Origin of the sequence: Paenibacillus sp. TAF43_2 (genome assembly GCF_052113545.1) — a bacterium.
GTDB lineage: Bacteria > Bacillota > Bacilli > Paenibacillales > Paenibacillaceae > Pristimantibacillus.
Genome location: NZ_JBFRDK010000136.1, coordinates 1 through 16,951, shown reverse-complemented (window position 1 = coordinate 16,951; position 16,951 = coordinate 1). Strand labels below are relative to the sequence as shown.

Genomic DNA, 16,951 nt, shown 5'->3' with positions numbered 1-16,951 from the left:
GGGTATTTCAAATCCCAGCAAGCGGAGCTTGGGCAGTTGAACGGACATGTAGAGGAAATGTACACGGGACATAAAATCATCAAAGCTTTTGGCCATGAGCGCAGGTCAGTTGCTGAGTTTGATGCCATTAACGAACGGCTTTATCATTCAGGTCGAAAGGCGCAATTTATTTCCGGTGTGATGATGCCGCTGATGTCATTTATTAACAACATCGGCTATGTGCTGATCAGCGTTGTTGGCGGTATTCTCGTCACGCGTCACGCGATCAAAATCGGCGATATACAAGCTTTTATTCAGTATGCAAGGCAATTCTCACAGCCGCTGACACAGACCGCGAATATAGCAAATATTATCCAGTCGACAATTGCATCGGCGGAGCGGGTGTTTGAGCTGCTTGATGAGCAGGAAGAAAGCGCGGAACCAAGCGGAAAAGATGCAGCAGTTATTGCTGCGCCGCAAGGGAATGTTCGTTTTGAGCATGTAAAGTTTGGTTATAAGGAAGATGCTGTCCTGATTGGCGATATGAACATCGACGTGAAGCAAGGGCAGATGGTTGCCATCGTTGGTCCAACAGGTGCCGGTAAAACGACATTAGTCAATTTGCTGATGCGTTTCTATGAGATTAACGAGGGCAGCATTACGGTTGACGGGGTGAACATCACCCAGCTGCGCCGGGGAGATTTGCGCATGCTGTTCGGGATGGTGCTGCAGGATACATGGCTGTTTAATGGCACTATTCGTGACAATATCGCTTATGGACGCGAAGGTGCAACGGAGACAGAGATTGTGGATGCAGCTCAAGCGGCACATGCCGATCATTTTATTCGGACGCTGCCTGAGGGCTATGATACGGTGCTGAATGAAGAAGCTTCCAACATCTCGCAGGGTCAGAAGCAGCTGCTCACGATTGCAAGAGCCATTCTTGCCGATCCGGCTATTCTTATCCTTGATGAAGCGACGAGCAGCGTGGATACAAGAACAGAAGCGCAAATTCAGAAAGCGATGGGCAGGCTGATGGAAGGCCGAACAAGCTTCGTCATTGCCCATCGTCTATCAACCATTAAAGATGCGGACATGATTCTCGTCATGAACCATGGCGATGTGATCGAGAAAGGCAGCCATGACGAGCTCCTAGCCAAAGGCGGCTTCTATGCCGATTTATACAACAGCCAATTCTCCACTGAACCAGGCTCCGTAGCATGAGTTACTGTTTGGCGTGCTTAGCTGCAGGGGAACCTGCTATAAGCACGAGCATGTTGTATTACATCGGATTTGGTAAAAATTGATTTAAGCCTATGTCATGCAACGGATGCGAATCAATGACTCGCAAACAATCACGTCAAGCGGGATTAAAAGTTAACTTTTGGGTAATAGTAAATTAACTTGCATCAAATCCTCGCTCCTCGCTATAATAAGAACAAACGTTCTTATTTGGAGGGGTGGCAATGGCCGCTAAAGAGGAAGAAGCCCGCGGAAAAGTCAGAATGGCAGCTAATCCACCGATACAGACCGAGGAAGAGCTTGTGCTGGTGAAGCAGTACGTTTTGCTTGGCATTGTTATGCGTATTTTGGATCATGATATACGCGTGATCGGCACTTCAGCCATTAAACTGCCGCGGTTTTATGAATCGATGATGCGCGGCATGCAGGATCGGGTGCTGCTCGACCTCGCTGGAATTAGAAGGAAATTCCGCGAAACAGGAATAAAGGTGTATGAGGAGAAGCGCGAAGCCGATGGTTTGCATGCCGAATATGTGTGCAGAGGGTACCATCATCGTTTTTTTATGCTGTGGGGCTTTGTAAAAGCGGAGTCTGAACGGGTGTTAAAACAGTATTTGTCCAGCTAATTTTGTAATTGTTCATGGTTTTGTCAAAATAACAAAAAAACTTTTCAGCTTTCCGTAGTTTAAGGTTGAGAACTTCGGACGATCTTATGTAATATAAGAGGTAGACATTATGATCGCAAAGGGGAGCACATAGCAATGCATAAGTGGATTATGTTTACTGTATTCGCAGCGGCGTCTTTGCTGGGCTTATATTTGCTCACATTCGCACTGCCAGCTAAGCCGGTTGATGAGTCTGCCTCGTTGCCAGAGGGCATGACTTTATTGAAGGTTGTAGCGTCCAACGATTTTGTATTTGATCAAAAAGAGTACAAAGTTAAAGTTGGAGACAAAGTTAGACTAAAACTTTCCAACAAAAGCGGTATCCACGGGATGCATATTGACGAGCTTCAAGTAGCTTTGGATAACGATCACCCGGAAACAGATTTGGAGTTTAAAGAGCCAGGTACTTACAGAATCTATTGTTCCATTCCATGCGGTCAAGGACATACAACGATGGAATCGACTTTAGTGGTTGAAGCAGCCTAGTGCGTAATTGATTCATGTGCTGTAGAAATGAGAAAGGAGCCGAAAGGCTCCTTTTTGCCTAAAATAAAGCTATCGTGCTGAACGAGGATGATGCTCTTTATCACGACTGCGTACGATTAGAACGTCGGCGAGAAAGCCAAGCAGCGCCCATGTAGCAACAGTAAGTACATACATGAGCAAGACGTTAACCTCGTGCACGTCAACAAATAAATCAACGACCCAAGCGGGAATGCTAAACATGAAGAAAACAAGATTGTGCGGGTCGTAACCCGTGGAGTTGAACAAGCAGATAGCTAGTCCAATAACTGTTGCAACAATTGTAACCGGATAGCGCATAACGTACACCGAGCCCCTTCGTGTTAAAGATTGCCGTAATGCGACTGCATAGGTTATTATGTGACAAATAGACAAAAGTTATGCGTCAATATTAGAGGAGGAACTAAATAATGCTTACTCATATCGTATTTTTTAAATTAAAAGATGGCAGCGCAGAGAGCGTAGCGCGTACCGCACAAGTGCTTAGGGATATGGAAGGGCAAATCGAAGTATTAAAGTCGATTGAGGTTGGCGTGGACGTTGTGCATTCGGAGCGTTCTTACGATATCGCTCTTATTACGAAGTTCGAATCTTTGGAAGCGCTAGAAGTGTATCAAGTGCATCCTGTACATAAAAAAGTTATTGAACACATGATGCAAGTTCGTGAAGCTTCCGTCAGCGTTGATTTTGAAAGCTGAGAGGCAGGTTGAGCAGTTATGAGCGACATGAGGGACGTATACGAAATATTTACTTATTTGCTTGTTATCATATTTAGCAGCATTATTATGGTGGCGTGGCTGAAACGCAAAGGGAAAAAAAAGAAGCAAGGCTGAAAGCGGGCGACTGATTGATGTATTATGTGAATCGTGAACAAATAGCGGTAAGGTTGAATTCGATTACTGAAATTGCTTCGGCGCTGGACTCGCTTGCCGCTAATTGGCAGGGAACGGTGCTGGAGGGGCTGGCGCAGGAAAGAGCGCTGCATCTGGCTATTGAAACCGTAACAGATGTTGGCAGCTTCTTGATCGACGGGTTTATTTTGCGGGATGCGAGCAGCTATGAGGACATCATCGATATTACTGGCGAGGCAGGCGCGTTTCCGCTTGAAATGCAGGCGACGCTGACGGAGCTGGTGAAGCTTCGCAAGCCGTTAGTGCAGGACTATTATGTTTGGCCGAGAACTGAGCTTCATCCGCTTACGAAGACGCTTACTACTCTGCTGCCTGCCTTTAAGCAATCGATTGATGATTATTTAGAACGCGAGCTGTAGGCGTTTTTGCTATTTGCATGTAAACCATTACGATTGCAGAGCAAGCATAGATTATGACTTTATGATTGTTTTACGCTTGATTTACGAAAAACTAAAAATACGTTACAATGACGCTATCAAGCCTGCAAAGGTGGTGAAGGGTTGAAGCGGATGAAAACGGCAAGTGCATCAGATATAACGGCAGCTTCGCGCGGCGATCATTCCACGCGAGAGCGCATATTGATGCTGCTGAAAACAGGCGGCAGATTGAATGCTGGTTCCTTGTCAAGCGAGCTCGGACTAACGGAAATGGCAATCAGGCGGCATATGTATGCACTAGAGAGCGAAGGCAGCGTGAATATCGTATCGGTGCGGCAAGCCATGGGCAGACCGCTCCATGCGTATGAGCTGACAGCTGAGGCGGATGAGCTTTTCCCGAAAAATTATCATATGCTCGCACTCGACTTGCTGGGCGAGCTCGCTGATGACCCGGATACCGCAGTGCTTATTGACCGGATGTTTGATGGACGCAAGAACAAGCTGCTCGAGCGTTATGAGCCGCGAATGGCGGGCAAGAGCTTGGAGCAGAAGGTGAGCGAGCTCGCAGCGATTCAGAACGCTGGAGGATATATGGCTGAAGTGGAACCACAAAGCGATGGCAGCTATATGTTGTATGAGTATAATTGTCCGATTGCTCAAGTAGCCGGCAAATATTTGCAAGCTTGCAAATGTGAGCTCTYCTTGTTTAAATCGCTGCTTGACGTGCCTGTTGAACGAACGGAATGTTTGGCGAAGGGCGGCGGCAAGTGTAGCTACCATATCGGTTGATGTAATAAATAGAGGTTGTCTTTGCAAATCGGAGAAGATTTGCTGAGGCAGCCTTTTTTTGTTGCCAATGTGGAGAAAGCAGTGATGCTTTATCATTTTTATTTCGGTTGTGTCATGACAAGCCCATGCTGCTTATACTGTCATTACGCAAGTGGGCATTCGTCTAGGAGCATATACGTATGATCCTGCAATTGATAGAGGAGGAGGGATGCAGGCATGGTCATGATGTGGAGCGCAGCGGTAGTTGCTGGAGCATTTGTCATTCTAGTTGGCGGTATACTCATTGCCTTGCGGTCGGCGCTAAGCAGAGTGAAGCAAGTGCAGGCTGAAGCGGAGGTTATGAGGCAGGACCTCAGTAAGTTATCCGCTGAGATTAGCGGGCTTGTGCAGCCGACCGAGGAAGCGATTCGTGCGGTACATCGTCAGCTGCAAGCCATGAGCAAGCTATTTGAAGCGGCAGGGCAGGTCGGCGGAGCAATTGCCCACACGACATCGACGGTTGAGCGGGTAACGTCTATATTATCGGAGTCGGCTGAGCAGCATGCTAAGCGGCACGAGACGAAGCGGCAGGTCGGTGAGGCGCTTGAATGGGCAGAGCTAGGGATGGCGGCATGGCAGCTGTGGCAAACTAGCCGAAAGGCAGCAACGACTGCCGAAGATGAGCATGGACCTGTATTCGAATCGGAATCTTAAGTCAAAGTGCTAAGGTCGAAGAGCACGCTAAACACGAAAGGAGCAAAAACAATGACAACACGTAAACAAACAAAAGGATTTTTTCTCGGCGCATTAGCTGGAGGTGTTGTAGGCTCGATTGCTGCATTGTTGCTAGCACCGAAGCCGGGCAAGGAATTGCGTCAGGATATTTCAACAGGCGCGCAGAAGGTTGGAGAAACAACGGTTAGAGTTGCAGGTCAAGTGGGCGATACGACGGGCCGTATTGCTAAACAGATCAGCGGCCAAGCGATTCAAATTGCCGATCGTACGAAACAAGCGGCAAGCAGCGTTGTAAGCACCGTAAGAGGCCGCAACAAGGGTACAGAGGAAACAGAAGCGGTTAGTGGCGATATTGCATTTACAGATGAGGGCAATGAGCAAGCAGCAAGCGCAATTGAAGCAGTAGAAGCCGGAGAAACAGAAGCTGCTACAGCAAAGGAACAATAGAGACTTAGCGGTAGTTGCAACATACGTAAATTAGACAATGGGTAAAATGGTTCACTCGTATAATACAAAAAGGCAAACGGCAGGGAGCGAAGTCTCCTGCCGTTTGTTTTTTTATTCACGTGTATGGATAGGGGTTAGCCAACAATATGGTTGTGAACGTAATTGGATACGGGACGAAGCAAGCTTGCGAGCGGCTCCATATTGTAGTCGTTCATTGATGGTGAAGTTGCGGTAATGGCTTCACCTGGCCCTACTACAGAAATTTCATCATCTAATCGACCGACGAACGCGCCGTCATGAATGATAGCACCTTCACCGATAATGGCGCGATGGAGCGTAACATTTCTTCCAATTCTGGCTCCCGGCATGATGATGCTCTCATAAATTTCGCTGTTTACGCCAATTGTAACGCCTGAGCAAATGATGGAGCGTGTTACTTCTGCTTCCACAGCGCAAGCGGGGTGGAGGATGGAGTCAGTAATTGATGCTTCGGGGCTCAAGTAAGGCTTTTCGCTAGACTGGTTTGTTCCGGACTGAGCTGGCCACTTGGCTGCGCCAAGCTTTAGCTCGCCATCCAGCAGGTCCATGTTGGCTTCCCATAGGCTGTTGATTGTGCCGACATCCCGCCAGTAGCCGTTATAAGGATAAGCGATCATATTGGTTTTGGAGGAAAGAAGAGCAGGAATAATATCTTTTCCAAAATCATGAGTTGACGCTCCTGAAGCAGCATCTTCAATGAGTATTTTTTTCAAGTCTGCCCAGCGGAATAAATAAATGCCCATGGAAGCTAAGTTGCTGCGAGGATCCGAAGGTTTTTCATGAAAGGAATTGACCCGAAATTGTTCATCAGTTTCTAAAATGCCGAAGCGGCTTGCCTCGCGCCAAGGAACTTGTTTAACGGCGATCGTAACGGCTGCGCCGCGATTTTTGTGGAATTCAAGCATAGGCTTGTAGTCCATTTCGTAAATGTGGTCGCCCGAGAGGATTAGTACATGCTCAGGAGCTTTCTCATCGATAAAGTCGATGTTCTGATAAATAGCATCGGCCGTTCCTGCATAGCCCTCTAAACATTTTCTTGAAGAAGGGAGGAAGGCTACTCCGCTATTCGCTTGATCCGTTTGATAGCCGTTCGTGGATTGATTTACATATTTATGAACGCTTTCGGCGCAGTACTGCGTAAGCACGCCAATCGTAGTAATATTTGAGTTTGCACAATTGTTAAGTGGAAAATCAATCATCCGGAAGCGATCGCCAAAAGGTACGACAGGTTTGGCAAACTGACTTGTGAGCGGGGCTAGGCGCCGCCCTTCTCCACCGGCTAACAGCATAGCAATACATTCAGTATGGTTCTTCAATTCAATTTCCCCCTGACCAGTAAGTGTAGTAGTGTTGGCTCTGTTTCTTATATGGAGTCATTAACCTTTCATGGTGGCTTTGAAACCGATACGGTGAAAAAAAGGGGGAAATAGATAAGTGAAAAGGGCTCTTGCCCCGCCAGAAAGACGGTGTAAAAGCCCTCAAATGATTAGATATTTCTATACAAAATTCGGAAGTCATGGGGACCGAGCTCAAGCTGAAGCTGCTCTTCGAATGTGGTGACTTCTTCATTCGAGAGCGCATCTTTCCAGTCGTCCGCCTGCATGGGATGCGCAAGCTTAACGGTTTCTTCGGTATGGTTAATCCAAATGGTAAAATGTTGCTTGGCGTTTAAGCGCTCATAAATGAAAGCGCCGCGTTCGTTATCTGCATACAAAAAGCGGAATCGCCCGTCACGAAGAACGGTATGCTGCTTACGTAGGGCAATGAGGAGCTGATAGAAATCAAACAGCTCGCGGTCCTGCTTGTCCGCATCCCATTCCATACATTTGCGGCAGTCCGGATCATCTCCGCCATCCATTCCAACCTCATCGCCATAATAGATGCAAGGGATGCCCATAGAAGTCATCATGAATACAACGGCTTGCTTTAAACGCTGCTTGTCTCCATTTAAGCGAGTTGACGCACGAGGTGTATCATGACTGGATAGGAGGTTGAACATCGCCTCATTGGTTTGCTGAGGATATCGCATAAGTAAACGGTTGATTTGATCGGCAAAATCCGATGCCTTTCCTTCGGAGGAAGCGAAAAAATCCAAGATGTGCTGCGTAAATGGATAATTCATAGAAGAGTCAAACTGATCACCGTGCAGCCAGTTAAGCGAATTGCTCCATACCTCGCCGATAATAAAAGCATCCGGCTTTTCAGCCTTAACGGCATGACGGAAATCCCGCCAGAAAGCATGATCAATTTCGTTGGCAACATCGAGCCGCCATCCGTCGATATCTGCTTCTTTAATCCAGTGCACAGCAACATCAAGCAAAAATTGTTTTACTTCAGAATTTTCGGTATTCAGCTTCGGCATATTGCCATAAAATCCAAACGTAGCATAATTGGCTGCACCGTCTTTGACCTCTACAGGGAAGCCATTCAGATGAAACCAATCCTTGTACTTCGAATTTTCTCCATTTGCGAGCACGTCTTGGAAAGGTGGAAACTGCTCGCTCGTATGATTAAAGACAGCATCCAAGACAACTCGGATATTTAGATCATGACAAGCGCTGACCAGCTTCTTAAGCTGCTCGGCATTTCCGAACTGCGGATCGATTTGCATATAATCGACCGTATCATATTTGTGATTTGAAGGTGCTGTAAATAAAGGCGTCAAATAAATCGCCGTAACTCCGAGGTCCGTTAGATGCTTGAGATTATCCATTATGCCTTGAAGGTCACCGCCAAAGTGGCTTTCGCCGCTCGGTGCTTCACCCCAGGGCTGCACGTGGTCGGGGTCGTTGGCCGTATCGCCATTTGCGAAGCGGTCAGGCATAATTTGATAGAAAACAGCTTCCTTTGCCCATTCAGGCGCATCAAACAAATCGACCGAATGAATAAAAGGAATTTCAAAATATCCGCCAGCTGGGGCGGGCTGCTCCTCAAAGATGCCATTCTCAATGAGCCATAACGTTTCTTCGCCGCTGCGTACACGAAAGCCGTACGAAAAACGCCGAAACTCCGGCTTGACGGCAGCTTCCCAATAATCAAAGAGGGAATCGGCAGCTATTTTTTCCATCGGAACATCATGATGATGCTGATCCCAGTCGTATTTATCTCCTGTTACCGCAACAGCCTCTTCAACGTCATTTCTTTTGGTGCGGAGTCTAAGATGGAAAGTATCACGGTCGTATGCATAAGCCCATTTCAAATCCGATGAATGATGTAAACATTCTTTAAACAATGGCGTTCGCCCCTTATCATATGATCTTCTATCTATCGTTAATAATAGCTATCCGCGCAGCAAGGATTCTGCTCCGTCTATGTAAACGGTGGTACCTGAGACATGGTCCGAATCATCAGATGCGAGGAATAATGCAAGCTTGGCCACTTGAGCCGCGCTGCCGGGCCCATCTTCGAGCGGCTGGCTGCCTTCTGGATATTCAACGGGTATCGACACACTCTCGAGTTCTGGCGTACGCTCCGTATTTTGCTCGATATTTGTCTCAATAGCTCCGGGGCAGATGGCATTCACGCGAATTTTGTACTGGGCAAGCTCCAAAGCAGCCATCTTGGCAAAAGCGACCTGTCCGGCCTTCGTGCTGCTGTAGGCGCTGAAACCGATATTCGAGAACACCCGATTACCATTTATGGAGCTTGTGATAATAATGCTTCCGCCTTTATCCTTTAACAAAGGGATAGCGTGTTTTACAGTCAGGAATGTGCCGGTGAGATTAACTTGAAGCGTCGTATTCCAGTCTTCGATATCCATTAGTTCAATCGGTGTTAATACACCGTTAATACCTGCATTGGCAAATACAATGTCTAGGTGTCCATAATGCTCGCGTGCTTGTCGATAGGCGTCTGCAAGCTGAGCTTCATTGGAAATATCAGTTTCAATAGGCAAGCAGTCGACATTGTATTCTCGAACACTGCGGCATACTTGCTCCATGGCGGATTCTTTAACATCAAGCAGAACCAAATTGGCGCCTTCCTTCGCGAATTTCAAAGCTGCTGCCCTGCCAATACCAGAGCCAGCCCCGGTAATGAGAGCGACCTTTTCTTGTAAACGGCCGATCGGATATTTCACTTTTGTCATCTGAATGCCCTCCTTTTTGTTTTCAATCCAAATGCAATGCTCCAATTGTTTCTACACGTATGTACCCGATCCGAGATGATCTAAACCGAATGCTAAAGGCTGCCCCCATTAATTCCTCTGCATTATTGCTGGATTAACCAAAAAAGGACTGTCAATGCTACATAACGTAGTCATTGACGGTCCTTTGTCATTTACATTGAGCTTTCAATTTGAAATTACAGACCGCTTGTCCGAAATGTCGATAAGATACTGGTACGTTTTTGTGCCTGTATTCATATGCTATTTTGTCTCTATTCATCACATTATGTTTAGGAAAGCGGTGTGTTTGTGCAGCAACCGATTGCAATACTGGACTCAGGCGTTGGCGGCCTCACCGTTGCCAAGGAAGTTATGCGCCAACTGCCGCGAGAAAAAATCCTTTACTTTGGAGACACGGCTCGAACGCCTTATGGACCGCGTTCTTCAGAAGAGATTGTTCGTTTTACGAGGGAAATCGTCGATTACTTAATTCAGTTTAATCCGAAAATGATTGTTATAGCATGTAACACAGCAACAGCGGCCGGACTTGAAGACATTCGCTCAAGAGTCGCGATCCCGGTTGTTGGCGTCATTGATCCTGGTGCAAGAGCAGCTATCGGCCTTACAGCTACGGGTTATGTTGGTGTCATCGGCACAGAGGGAACGATCAAAAGCGGTGCTTATGAGCAAGCTTTAAAGAGGTTGTCACCGAAGGTGCAAGTGATAAGCGAAGCGTGCCCGAGATTTGTGCCGCTAGTGGAAAAGGGAAATTTTCGTTCCTTTGAAACGTACGAAACGGTGCAGAGCTCCATTGGGCATTTGCGGATTTTTCCAATGGATACGTTAATACTTGGCTGCACGCATTATCCTTTTCTAGCGGAAACCATATCCGAGGTGATGGGTCAGAGCGTGAATCTCATCAGCTCAGCGGACGAGACGACACGCGAGATCAGAAATATTTTGGAAAACAATGACCAGCTTGCGAGCGAGGAGAGGGAACCGGTGCATCAATTTTTTTGCAGCGGAGATCCGCGGATGTTTCAAACTATTACTCAGCAGTGGCTTGGGAAGCAGATTGAACTGACGCCTGTAGTTTGGCAAATACCCAATATCATTTAATTGTTAAAGTGATGCTCAATTATTGCAGTTATTAATTATCTTTTATTCCTGTGTTGGTGAGATTAGATGGGGACAATTTCGAAATAATGGCATTGGCACAGGAATAACAAACAAATACAAATGAAAATAATGTTCCATGGAAGACAATTGAAGACTTGAGGCAAAGATTATTTGTTCTCTTGGTTCTTCATTTGGGCCTTTTTTTGCAGTGCGAAAGTAAAGTAGTTGTCTCTGAATTCAGTCATATCAACTTGCCCCCATACAAGCCTATAGCATGATAGTACTCAGCCAGCTTAATCTGGCTTATATGCTTGTCTCCACTGCAATGGCATATTCATTGTACAGTTTAATAATTGTCCTTCGATTTTTTTCTATAGAGTTTGTGAAAATGTACACGGTTAAATGTAACAGTGTTTGGTAACTTTAACGAGTTAATAACTTGGCATTTAAAATTATATTTAAAAAAGAAGGATATGGGAAAAAAGATTTGAATATATAAGGGGTTTAAAATTAGGGGGTAGAGAGAAGTGGAAGTAAACGCAGTGGGCGTAATTGGTTATGGAGACCAAATCGCTATCATTGTTGGTTTATTTGGGGCTATCGCAGGTATTGTGCTTACTGTCGTAGGATTAATTGTAACAGCATACACCATACGACGCGGAAACACGAGGCAAACACCAACAGGAGAAGCAAAGGCGATTATGGGTCTGCTGACCCTAGTGTTTAGTACAACACTATGGCCAGTAGTTGTGGCGATGGCTATTATTGTTAGCACAATGAAAGAAGGCTTAGTTGTAAACGGTCTTTTTGAATTAGCATCAAGTATGCCTGTGGTTAAGTATGTTTATATCTTTTTCTTACTGCTAAATGGGGTATCGTTAGTTACTTTTATTTCGAGGGCAATCAAAATTAAAGCATTCAAACACGGTGTCGAGATCGCAGGCTCTGCTGTGATGGTAGCGGCAACGCTAACCATCATGATTTTATCTGACAACCATTCACTTTCCCTCGTAGCAACTTTATGTTTTACACAGATTGCATTTGGTGTCATGCAGATGTGGTCACTTATACGAGCGGAATAAGGTAACTTCCACTACATAACGGCAGGCTAGAATATCGTTTTCTAGCCTTCCATTTTTTTCTATGTAAATAAAAGAATAGTAAGCGTACTATGTATGTCCAGAATGACTATATGAATAACTCCTCTGTGTTTTTAGCACACTGGGGCTACTATATGTTTGTATATGACTCTTAGAAGTTGTGACTAGAAATTATCTCAAACCGCAGTTCAATATTCATACTTGTGATTTCCGACAACATAGCAAGGCTTCTTTTTGTTGATTGCTACATAGGACGAGTAAGGCCTTGCATAGCATGATAGGAGCAAATTTATGCAGCTGGGGGCGATGGTTATATACTCCTTACAAACGTATGGCTATCATGATTTAGTGGAGGGTGTTCGGCAGCTATCAGGCAGATACTCGTTTTTATCCGCACATATTATTGGGGAGAGCGTAATGGGCAAGCCGTTATTGGCGCTCCGCTGCGGCAATGGTCCGCGTCAAATTCATATGAACGGCTCCTTTCATGCAAATGAATGGATAACCTCTGCACTGCTGATGCGCTTCGTTGCTGATTTGTCGGCAGCTTATTGCAGCGGGGAGCGAATGGGTGGACAGCAAGTGGCGGATTTGTGCAAAGACGTGACTTTATGGGCTGTACCGATGGTAAACCCAGATGGTGTGGAGCTCGCACAATATGGAGCATTGCCTAGACATCCTTATTATCAACAGCTAATGGAATGGAATGGCGGCTCCGATCAGTTCAGCAACTGGAAGGCCAACATTAGAGGTGTTGACTTAAATGATCAATTCCCTGCGTTTTGGGAAGAGGAGTGCAAGCGCAGAGGGGTAGAGGGACCTGGACCGCGCGACTATCCAGGACCGTATCCGCTAAGTGAGCCGGAGGCGAATGCCATGGCTCAATTTACGTGTAGAATTGGTTTCGATGCGGTTCTTGCGCTTCATACGCAGGGGCGGGAAATCTATTGGAATTATCGTGATTATGAGCCGGCAAATGCAGAGCAGCTTGCCAAACGGCTCGCTCAGGCAAGTGGATATGAAGCGGTAAAGCTGACTGGCAGCGATGCGGGATATAAGGACTGGTTCATTCATCAGTTCCGCAGACCCGGCTTTACAGTGGAAGCGGGCTATGGCGAAAATCCGCTGCCGATGAGTAATTTTGATCAAATTTATGTGGAGCTGCAGCCGCTGCTGCTAGAGGCGCTTCGCCTTTAGCGGCCGCTGGCCTCTAGTAGTTAATTACGCCATGCTTATGCTATACTTATCGGAAAAGGTCAGCAAAGGTGGGATTTCATGCGTAAGTTGCTGTCGCTGCGCCATTGGCAGCGTACGTTTGTCCGTATTTTTCAGCTGCTTCGATCAAAGGATGTTTCACTGCTGGACAAGCTGATTTTTTCCGTGCCTGTTTTTCTTTACTGGGTTTTGCCGGACGTCATGCCGTTCATGCCGATTGACGACATCGCGGTTACGATGGTGCTTGCCGAATGGTTTGCCCGTAGAATGGAGAGCAAGTATAATATAAAATAATAACGATTGCCGAAAGGCCTAACGATAAGAGGAGCTGGATAATTTATGAACTGCAAAATTTCAAAAAATGCTGCTAAAGTTCTGCAAGTAGAGCTGGACAAGCCTGAAAACGAAGGTAAAAAGCTGCGTATTTATGTCACTCATTCGCACGGCGACCATGCTCATTACGGTATGGGAATCGACGAGCCGACTGAGAAGGATATTGTTGTATCCACTGACAAAGGGATCGATGTTATTTTGGAGAAAGACAATGCTTTTCTGGACGGCGTTCGCATCGATTATTTCTATGTGCCTGAAGAAGGTTTTGCCGTTACGAATCCAACCAAGGGCAACCACGGTGATCACTAGCATTTTTCCGTATTCGGTTGAGACAGGACGATGAATAATGGCTAACGATATAATGGTTTGCGACAAATGCAAGCATACGAAGATCAAATCGATTTTACCCAAGCTGCAGAAGCTGGCGCCGGACACAGAGGTTCGTGTAGGCTGCAAGTCGTACTGCGGGCCATGCGCCCGCTATGCATTTATTTTTGTTAATGGACGGTACATTAAGGCGCCTTCAGAGGATGAGGTCATCGAGAAGATCATTCCTTACATCAAGAAATAAATAATAATATTAATATAATAGAACGACATACACGACAAGACCCTGCGACAGTTTGATTTCGTAGGGTCTTTGTATTTTCATACGAGGAGCCAAACGAAAGGAGTGCGAGCGTGGACATAACGACGCCTCAGCTTTTATATCATGGAACTACAAGCGATACTGTACAATCATTTGGGCAGAAGCTGTTGAATTCACCCTATTGGCGGCCGGGGAAAGATTTTGGAGAAGGATTTTATACGACAATATCGGCTGAGCAAGCACGCAAATGGTCGCATAAGGCAGCAAAGGAGTCATGGGACGGCGGTCGTCCATSCGTGCTTGTCGTAGAGCTGGCCTCGGTACCGGAGCAGGTCGAGCCTCTGTTGTTTTTATCCGATTCACCGGCATGGGCGTCTTTCATTCTTGCTCACCGCAAGGCAGCGGTCAAAGGTACTGATCCCTGTGATGCGCATCCAGACATTATCATCGGTCCTATGGCGGACAATGACACTGGAAAAATCGTACATAAAGCAGTACAATTAAAGAAAGATGATCAATGGTTTTATGAGCAAATTACAGTGTCGCGCAAAGGCAGGAAGCTCGATTCGCTGCGGCTCGGCAATCAGGTCGTTTTTTGCTCCGAACGGTGGGAATCTCATTTGAAACTAGTCGGCTACCATATTTATTCGGGAAGCAGGTGGATGTATCATGAAAGTGAAAACACAGGTCAGGTTAAGCTTATATGAACGCGGAATTGCTGAGGCTTTAGCTGCCGAATACGGCTATACCGCAGCGGATGCAAGAGAACTTGTCGTCGAATATATTCAGGTTATCCGCAAGCTTAGCGGGTATGACAATTGTGCCCAGTATGCTCAGCTGCTCGATCGTGCGCGTCGTATGAACCATTCCCCGGCGCAGTGGCTTGAACGTATCCAAAGCGTGGAGAAAGGCGAAATGAGAGACAGAGGCATTGATTCGGAACAGCGGCAATATTTGCAAATGAAATAGGACCCCGCGATGTGTATCGCCCGGGTCCTTTGTTTATCCTAAAAGATATACATATGCTTCGTTTGAGAAAGCTTAGGGGGAAAAGAATGCTGAAGCCAGCACGTTATTACCTATTTGGACTAGTCCTAGCGCTTGTCTGTTTGGTTGCAGCAGAGCTCATTTGGCTGCCGGCCCCGCTTAAGACGTCCGGCGGGATACAGTGGATAGAAATGATCGATTGGTTGTTCAATATATTAGCTCTAATACCGATTAGCTGGGCGGCTGGTGCCTTGCTCGGGGTTTGGCAGCAGCGGAAAAGAAAAGGCTGGACGCTTATTTTACAGCTAGTACGGCTTATAACCGCGGGTCTAGGCATAGTTGGAGCAGGATATGTTCTGTTTGYGCCAGAGAAGCTGTTCCAGATGCTGCTGATTATTGGGGCTGCTGCACCGCTAGTGTTTGTAGATATGCTTCTTACTGAAGGGTTAGAGCGTTCGCGAGCGGCGAAGGCATCGAATATAGGAGGGAATCGTTCAAACGCTCCCAAGAGGCTTCTAAGCTCTCTGTGGCTGCCAAAGCGCGGGATGATCACTCTAACGATTACGATAGTGCTTCTATTGGTTTTGCTCTGCCCTACCGGCTATAGAGTCACATACCCGGGGATGACGCTCAATATGAATCGTTATGCGCATGTAGAGAAGAGCGAAAACAGCGGGGGAACGGTAAACGGCATACTTGTATTCGAGAGGCCGGCCGTACCGGCTGATTGGCTGTATGCCAAGCTGCTTCCGATGTATAGCTTCGAGAAAATACCAGAAAATGAACCGCCGCTGACGGAGTCGTACACGCAAGTCGTTCATATGAAAACGGATGCCAATCGTGTTGCAGCAGCTGTTGCCATGCAGAAAGCAGGCGTTGGAGGCGGAATTAAGCCAGATGGCATTAGAATTATTGCCATCGTAAAGGATAGTCCAGCTGAGCAGAAGCTGCAAGCTGGCGATATTATCGATGCGATGAATGGGCAAGCGGTTAAATCGATTGGCGAGATGACTGAATATATGGAGAAAGCGGTAAAGCCCGGCGATTCGGTACAAATTACGCTAAGGAGAGCGGGAGTTCAAACACAGGTAGAGGTCAAGACGAAGGCCGCAGCTGATTCGCCAGAGCGAGCGGTGTTCGGCATATCGGTGCAAACAGAGCTGCTTCTCGATATCCCGCTTAACATCGATTACAAACGCTTTATGGCGCATATTGGAGGCCCATCTCACGGGGCGATGCTGACGCTGGCTATTATTGATCAGCTGACACCAGGCGGCGTTACGTATGGCAATCAGGTGGCGGGTACAGGTACAATTGAAGCAGATGGCTCGATTGGATTAATTGGCGGCATCAAGCAAAAGGCTTATGCCATCAGCCGGACGGATGCGGATGTGTTTTTTGTGCCGACTGAGCTGGAAGGTGATGCTCGCAGCGGAGCGCCTGATCTCAACATTGTGCCAGTGAACACGATTGACGATGTGCTGAATTGGCTGTCTGAGCATAAAAAGTAGCTACATGTGAAGTAATGATATGAGCATAACGGATATAATAAAGAGGGTGTCCCAAAAGCCATAGGCTTTAGAGGCACCCTCTTCAAAGTTTTGAAATCTGTAAAAAACAAAGAAACCAACCTTTGGTAAAATGGAGGTACCACCCAACCATCTTCGAAAGGAAGGTTTCTATGTACATTCAATATACCATGGACCAACTTACCCTGCCAATGGATTTAGCTGAAGATATTCCCGAAAATCACCTCGTTCGTGTCGTGAACACTGCCGTGAACCGTTTGAGTGATCGCATTTTTTCAGCCGCCTATCC

General features: G+C 46.6%; 21 protein-coding genes. 17 read left to right on the top strand and 4 right to left on the bottom strand.

What is annotated here, in order from left to right:
- The 3 genes from AB4Z17_RS23935 to AB4Z17_RS23925 all read left to right on the top strand — a co-directional run.
- Positions 1-1,203: ABC transporter ATP-binding protein (locus tag AB4Z17_RS23935; RefSeq protein ID WP_441962495.1), on the top strand; the 1,203-nt coding region annotated here is incomplete at its 5' end.
- Positions 1,204-1,445: 242 nt separating this feature from the next.
- Positions 1,446-1,847: a hypothetical protein gene (locus tag AB4Z17_RS23930; RefSeq protein ID WP_083681694.1), complete on the top strand. Its 402-nt coding sequence runs from the start codon at positions 1,446-1,448 to the stop codon at positions 1,845-1,847.
- Between the two features lie 135 nt (positions 1,848-1,982).
- The gene (locus AB4Z17_RS23925) at positions 1,983-2,372 is read left to right on the top strand and encodes a cytochrome C oxidase subunit II (RefSeq protein ID WP_441880990.1); all 390 of its coding nucleotides are present in this window, start codon (positions 1,983-1,985) and stop codon (positions 2,370-2,372) included.
- A 69-nt stretch (positions 2,373-2,441) separates the two neighbouring features.
- Here AB4Z17_RS23925 and AB4Z17_RS23920 read toward each other — a convergent pair whose 3' ends face one another.
- Positions 2,442-2,708, bottom strand: a complete 267-nt coding sequence (locus tag AB4Z17_RS23920) for a hypothetical protein (protein WP_339203605.1) — start codon at positions 2,706-2,708, stop codon at positions 2,442-2,444.
- 110 nt (positions 2,709-2,818) lie between these two features.
- Here AB4Z17_RS23920 and AB4Z17_RS23915 point away from each other — a divergent pair, with 110 nt between their 5' ends.
- The 5 genes from AB4Z17_RS23915 (at position 2,819) to AB4Z17_RS23895 (ending at position 5,646) form a co-directional block, all read left to right on the top strand.
- Positions 2,819-3,106: a Dabb family protein gene (locus AB4Z17_RS23915; RefSeq protein ID WP_076266783.1), complete on the top strand. Its 288-nt coding sequence runs from the start codon at positions 2,819-2,821 to the stop codon at positions 3,104-3,106.
- A gap of 152 nt (positions 3,107-3,258) precedes the next feature.
- Positions 3,259-3,678, top strand: coding sequence for a DUF86 domain-containing protein (locus AB4Z17_RS23910; RefSeq protein WP_441881081.1), 420 nt, complete (start codon positions 3,259-3,261; stop codon positions 3,676-3,678).
- Positions 3,679-3,828: 150 nt separating this feature from the next.
- Positions 3,829-4,485 carry a helix-turn-helix transcriptional regulator gene (locus tag AB4Z17_RS23905; RefSeq protein WP_441962497.1) on the top strand — a complete coding sequence of 219 codons (657 nt, stop codon included), beginning with the start codon at positions 3,829-3,831 and terminating at the stop codon, positions 4,483-4,485.
- 216 nt (positions 4,486-4,701) lie between these two features.
- Positions 4,702-5,178: a DUF948 domain-containing protein gene (locus tag AB4Z17_RS23900; RefSeq protein ID WP_441913066.1), complete on the top strand. Its 477-nt coding sequence runs from the start codon at positions 4,702-4,704 to the stop codon at positions 5,176-5,178.
- 51 nt (positions 5,179-5,229) lie between these two features.
- Positions 5,230-5,646 carry a YtxH domain-containing protein gene (locus AB4Z17_RS23895; protein ID WP_441962493.1) on the top strand — a complete coding sequence of 139 codons (417 nt, stop codon included), beginning with the start codon at positions 5,230-5,232 and terminating at the stop codon, positions 5,644-5,646.
- Between the two features lie 134 nt (positions 5,647-5,780).
- On the opposite strand, the gene AB4Z17_RS23890 is transcribed toward AB4Z17_RS23895, so the two are convergent.
- The 3 genes from AB4Z17_RS23890 to AB4Z17_RS23880 all read right to left on the bottom strand — a co-directional run bounded on the left by AB4Z17_RS23890 (position 5,781) and on the right by AB4Z17_RS23880 (position 9,772).
- Positions 5,781-7,001 carry a sugar phosphate nucleotidyltransferase gene (locus AB4Z17_RS23890; protein ID WP_441962491.1) on the bottom strand — a complete coding sequence of 407 codons (1,221 nt, stop codon included), beginning with the start codon at positions 6,999-7,001 and terminating at the stop codon, positions 5,781-5,783.
- A gap of 170 nt (positions 7,002-7,171) precedes the next feature.
- On the bottom strand, positions 7,172-8,917 hold the full coding sequence (locus AB4Z17_RS23885; protein WP_441962489.1) for an alpha-glycosidase: 1,746 nt from the start codon (positions 8,915-8,917) through the stop codon (positions 7,172-7,174).
- A gap of 48 nt (positions 8,918-8,965) precedes the next feature.
- Positions 8,966-9,772 carry an SDR family oxidoreductase gene (locus AB4Z17_RS23880; RefSeq protein WP_441913058.1) on the bottom strand — a complete coding sequence of 269 codons (807 nt, stop codon included), beginning with the start codon at positions 9,770-9,772 and terminating at the stop codon, positions 8,966-8,968.
- A 327-nt stretch (positions 9,773-10,099) separates the two neighbouring features.
- On the opposite strand from AB4Z17_RS23880, the gene racE reads away from it, so the two are divergent.
- From racE to AB4Z17_RS23835, 9 genes are all read left to right on the top strand, one after another.
- Positions 10,100-10,909: a glutamate racemase gene (racE, locus tag AB4Z17_RS23875; RefSeq protein WP_441962487.1), complete on the top strand. Its 810-nt coding sequence runs from the start codon at positions 10,100-10,102 to the stop codon at positions 10,907-10,909.
- Between the two features lie 527 nt (positions 10,910-11,436).
- The gene (locus tag AB4Z17_RS23870; protein WP_441962485.1) at positions 11,437-11,991 is read left to right on the top strand and encodes a hypothetical protein; all 555 of its coding nucleotides are present in this window, start codon (positions 11,437-11,439) and stop codon (positions 11,989-11,991) included.
- Between the two features lie 309 nt (positions 11,992-12,300).
- A complete protein-coding gene (locus AB4Z17_RS23865; protein WP_441962484.1) occupies positions 12,301-13,206 on the top strand; it encodes a M14 family metallopeptidase in 906 nt (301 codons plus the stop codon).
- A 78-nt stretch (positions 13,207-13,284) separates the two neighbouring features.
- On the top strand, positions 13,285-13,518 hold the full coding sequence (locus AB4Z17_RS23860; protein ID WP_076266789.1) for a hypothetical protein: 234 nt from the start codon (positions 13,285-13,287) through the stop codon (positions 13,516-13,518).
- A 45-nt stretch (positions 13,519-13,563) separates the two neighbouring features.
- A complete protein-coding gene (locus tag AB4Z17_RS23855) occupies positions 13,564-13,866 on the top strand; it encodes an iron-sulfur cluster assembly accessory protein (RefSeq protein ID WP_339203589.1) in 303 nt (100 codons plus the stop codon).
- A 37-nt stretch (positions 13,867-13,903) separates the two neighbouring features.
- Positions 13,904-14,128, top strand: coding sequence for a DUF1450 domain-containing protein (locus AB4Z17_RS23850; protein WP_076266791.1), 225 nt, complete (start codon positions 13,904-13,906; stop codon positions 14,126-14,128).
- A gap of 110 nt (positions 14,129-14,238) precedes the next feature.
- Positions 14,239-14,853, top strand: coding sequence for a DUF3990 domain-containing protein (locus AB4Z17_RS23845; RefSeq protein ID WP_441962482.1), 615 nt, complete (start codon positions 14,239-14,241; stop codon positions 14,851-14,853).
- The gene (locus AB4Z17_RS23840; RefSeq protein WP_076266793.1) at positions 14,816-15,115 is read left to right on the top strand and encodes a hypothetical protein; all 300 of its coding nucleotides are present in this window, start codon (positions 14,816-14,818) and stop codon (positions 15,113-15,115) included. Before AB4Z17_RS23845 ends, AB4Z17_RS23840 begins: the two co-directional genes overlap by 38 nt.
- A gap of 86 nt (positions 15,116-15,201) precedes the next feature.
- Positions 15,202-16,644 carry a PDZ domain-containing protein gene (locus tag AB4Z17_RS23835; protein WP_441962480.1) on the top strand — a complete coding sequence of 481 codons (1,443 nt, stop codon included), beginning with the start codon at positions 15,202-15,204 and terminating at the stop codon, positions 16,642-16,644.
- Positions 16,645-16,951: the final 307 nt, after the last annotated feature.

Bases quoted from the DNA above. Each gene is read 5' to 3' on its own strand.
- AB4Z17_RS23900 (WP_441913066.1), top strand. From the start codon at position 4,702: ATGGTCATGATGTGGAGCGCAGCGGTAGTTGCTGGAGCATTTGTCATT.
- AB4Z17_RS23925 (WP_441880990.1), top strand. From the start codon at position 1,983: ATGCATAAGTGGATTATGTTTACTGTATTCGCAGCGGCGTCTTTGCTG.
- AB4Z17_RS23855 (WP_339203589.1), top strand. From the start codon at position 13,564: ATGAACTGCAAAATTTCAAAAAATGCTGCTAAAGTTCTGCAAGTAGAG.
- AB4Z17_RS23915 (WP_076266783.1), top strand. From the start codon at position 2,819: ATGCTTACTCATATCGTATTTTTTAAATTAAAAGATGGCAGCGCAGAG.
- AB4Z17_RS23910 (WP_441881081.1), top strand. From the start codon at position 3,259: ATGTATTATGTGAATCGTGAACAAATAGCGGTAAGGTTGAATTCGATT.
- AB4Z17_RS23880 (WP_441913058.1), bottom strand. From the start codon at position 9,772: ATGACAAAAGTGAAATATCCGATCGGCCGTTTACAAGAAAAGGTCGCT.
- AB4Z17_RS23860 (WP_076266789.1), top strand. From the start codon at position 13,285: ATGCGTAAGTTGCTGTCGCTGCGCCATTGGCAGCGTACGTTTGTCCGT.
- AB4Z17_RS23920 (WP_339203605.1), bottom strand. From the start codon at position 2,708: ATGCGCTATCCGGTTACAATTGTTGCAACAGTTATTGGACTAGCTATC.
- AB4Z17_RS23930 (WP_083681694.1), top strand. From the start codon at position 1,446: ATGGCCGCTAAAGAGGAAGAAGCCCGCGGAAAAGTCAGAATGGCAGCT.
- AB4Z17_RS23840 (WP_076266793.1), top strand. From the start codon at position 14,816: ATGAAAGTGAAAACACAGGTCAGGTTAAGCTTATATGAACGCGGAATT.
- AB4Z17_RS23895 (WP_441962493.1), top strand. From the start codon at position 5,230: ATGACAACACGTAAACAAACAAAAGGATTTTTTCTCGGCGCATTAGCT.
- AB4Z17_RS23865 (WP_441962484.1), top strand. From the start codon at position 12,301: ATGCAGCTGGGGGCGATGGTTATATACTCCTTACAAACGTATGGCTAT.
- AB4Z17_RS23850 (WP_076266791.1), top strand. From the start codon at position 13,904: ATGGCTAACGATATAATGGTTTGCGACAAATGCAAGCATACGAAGATC.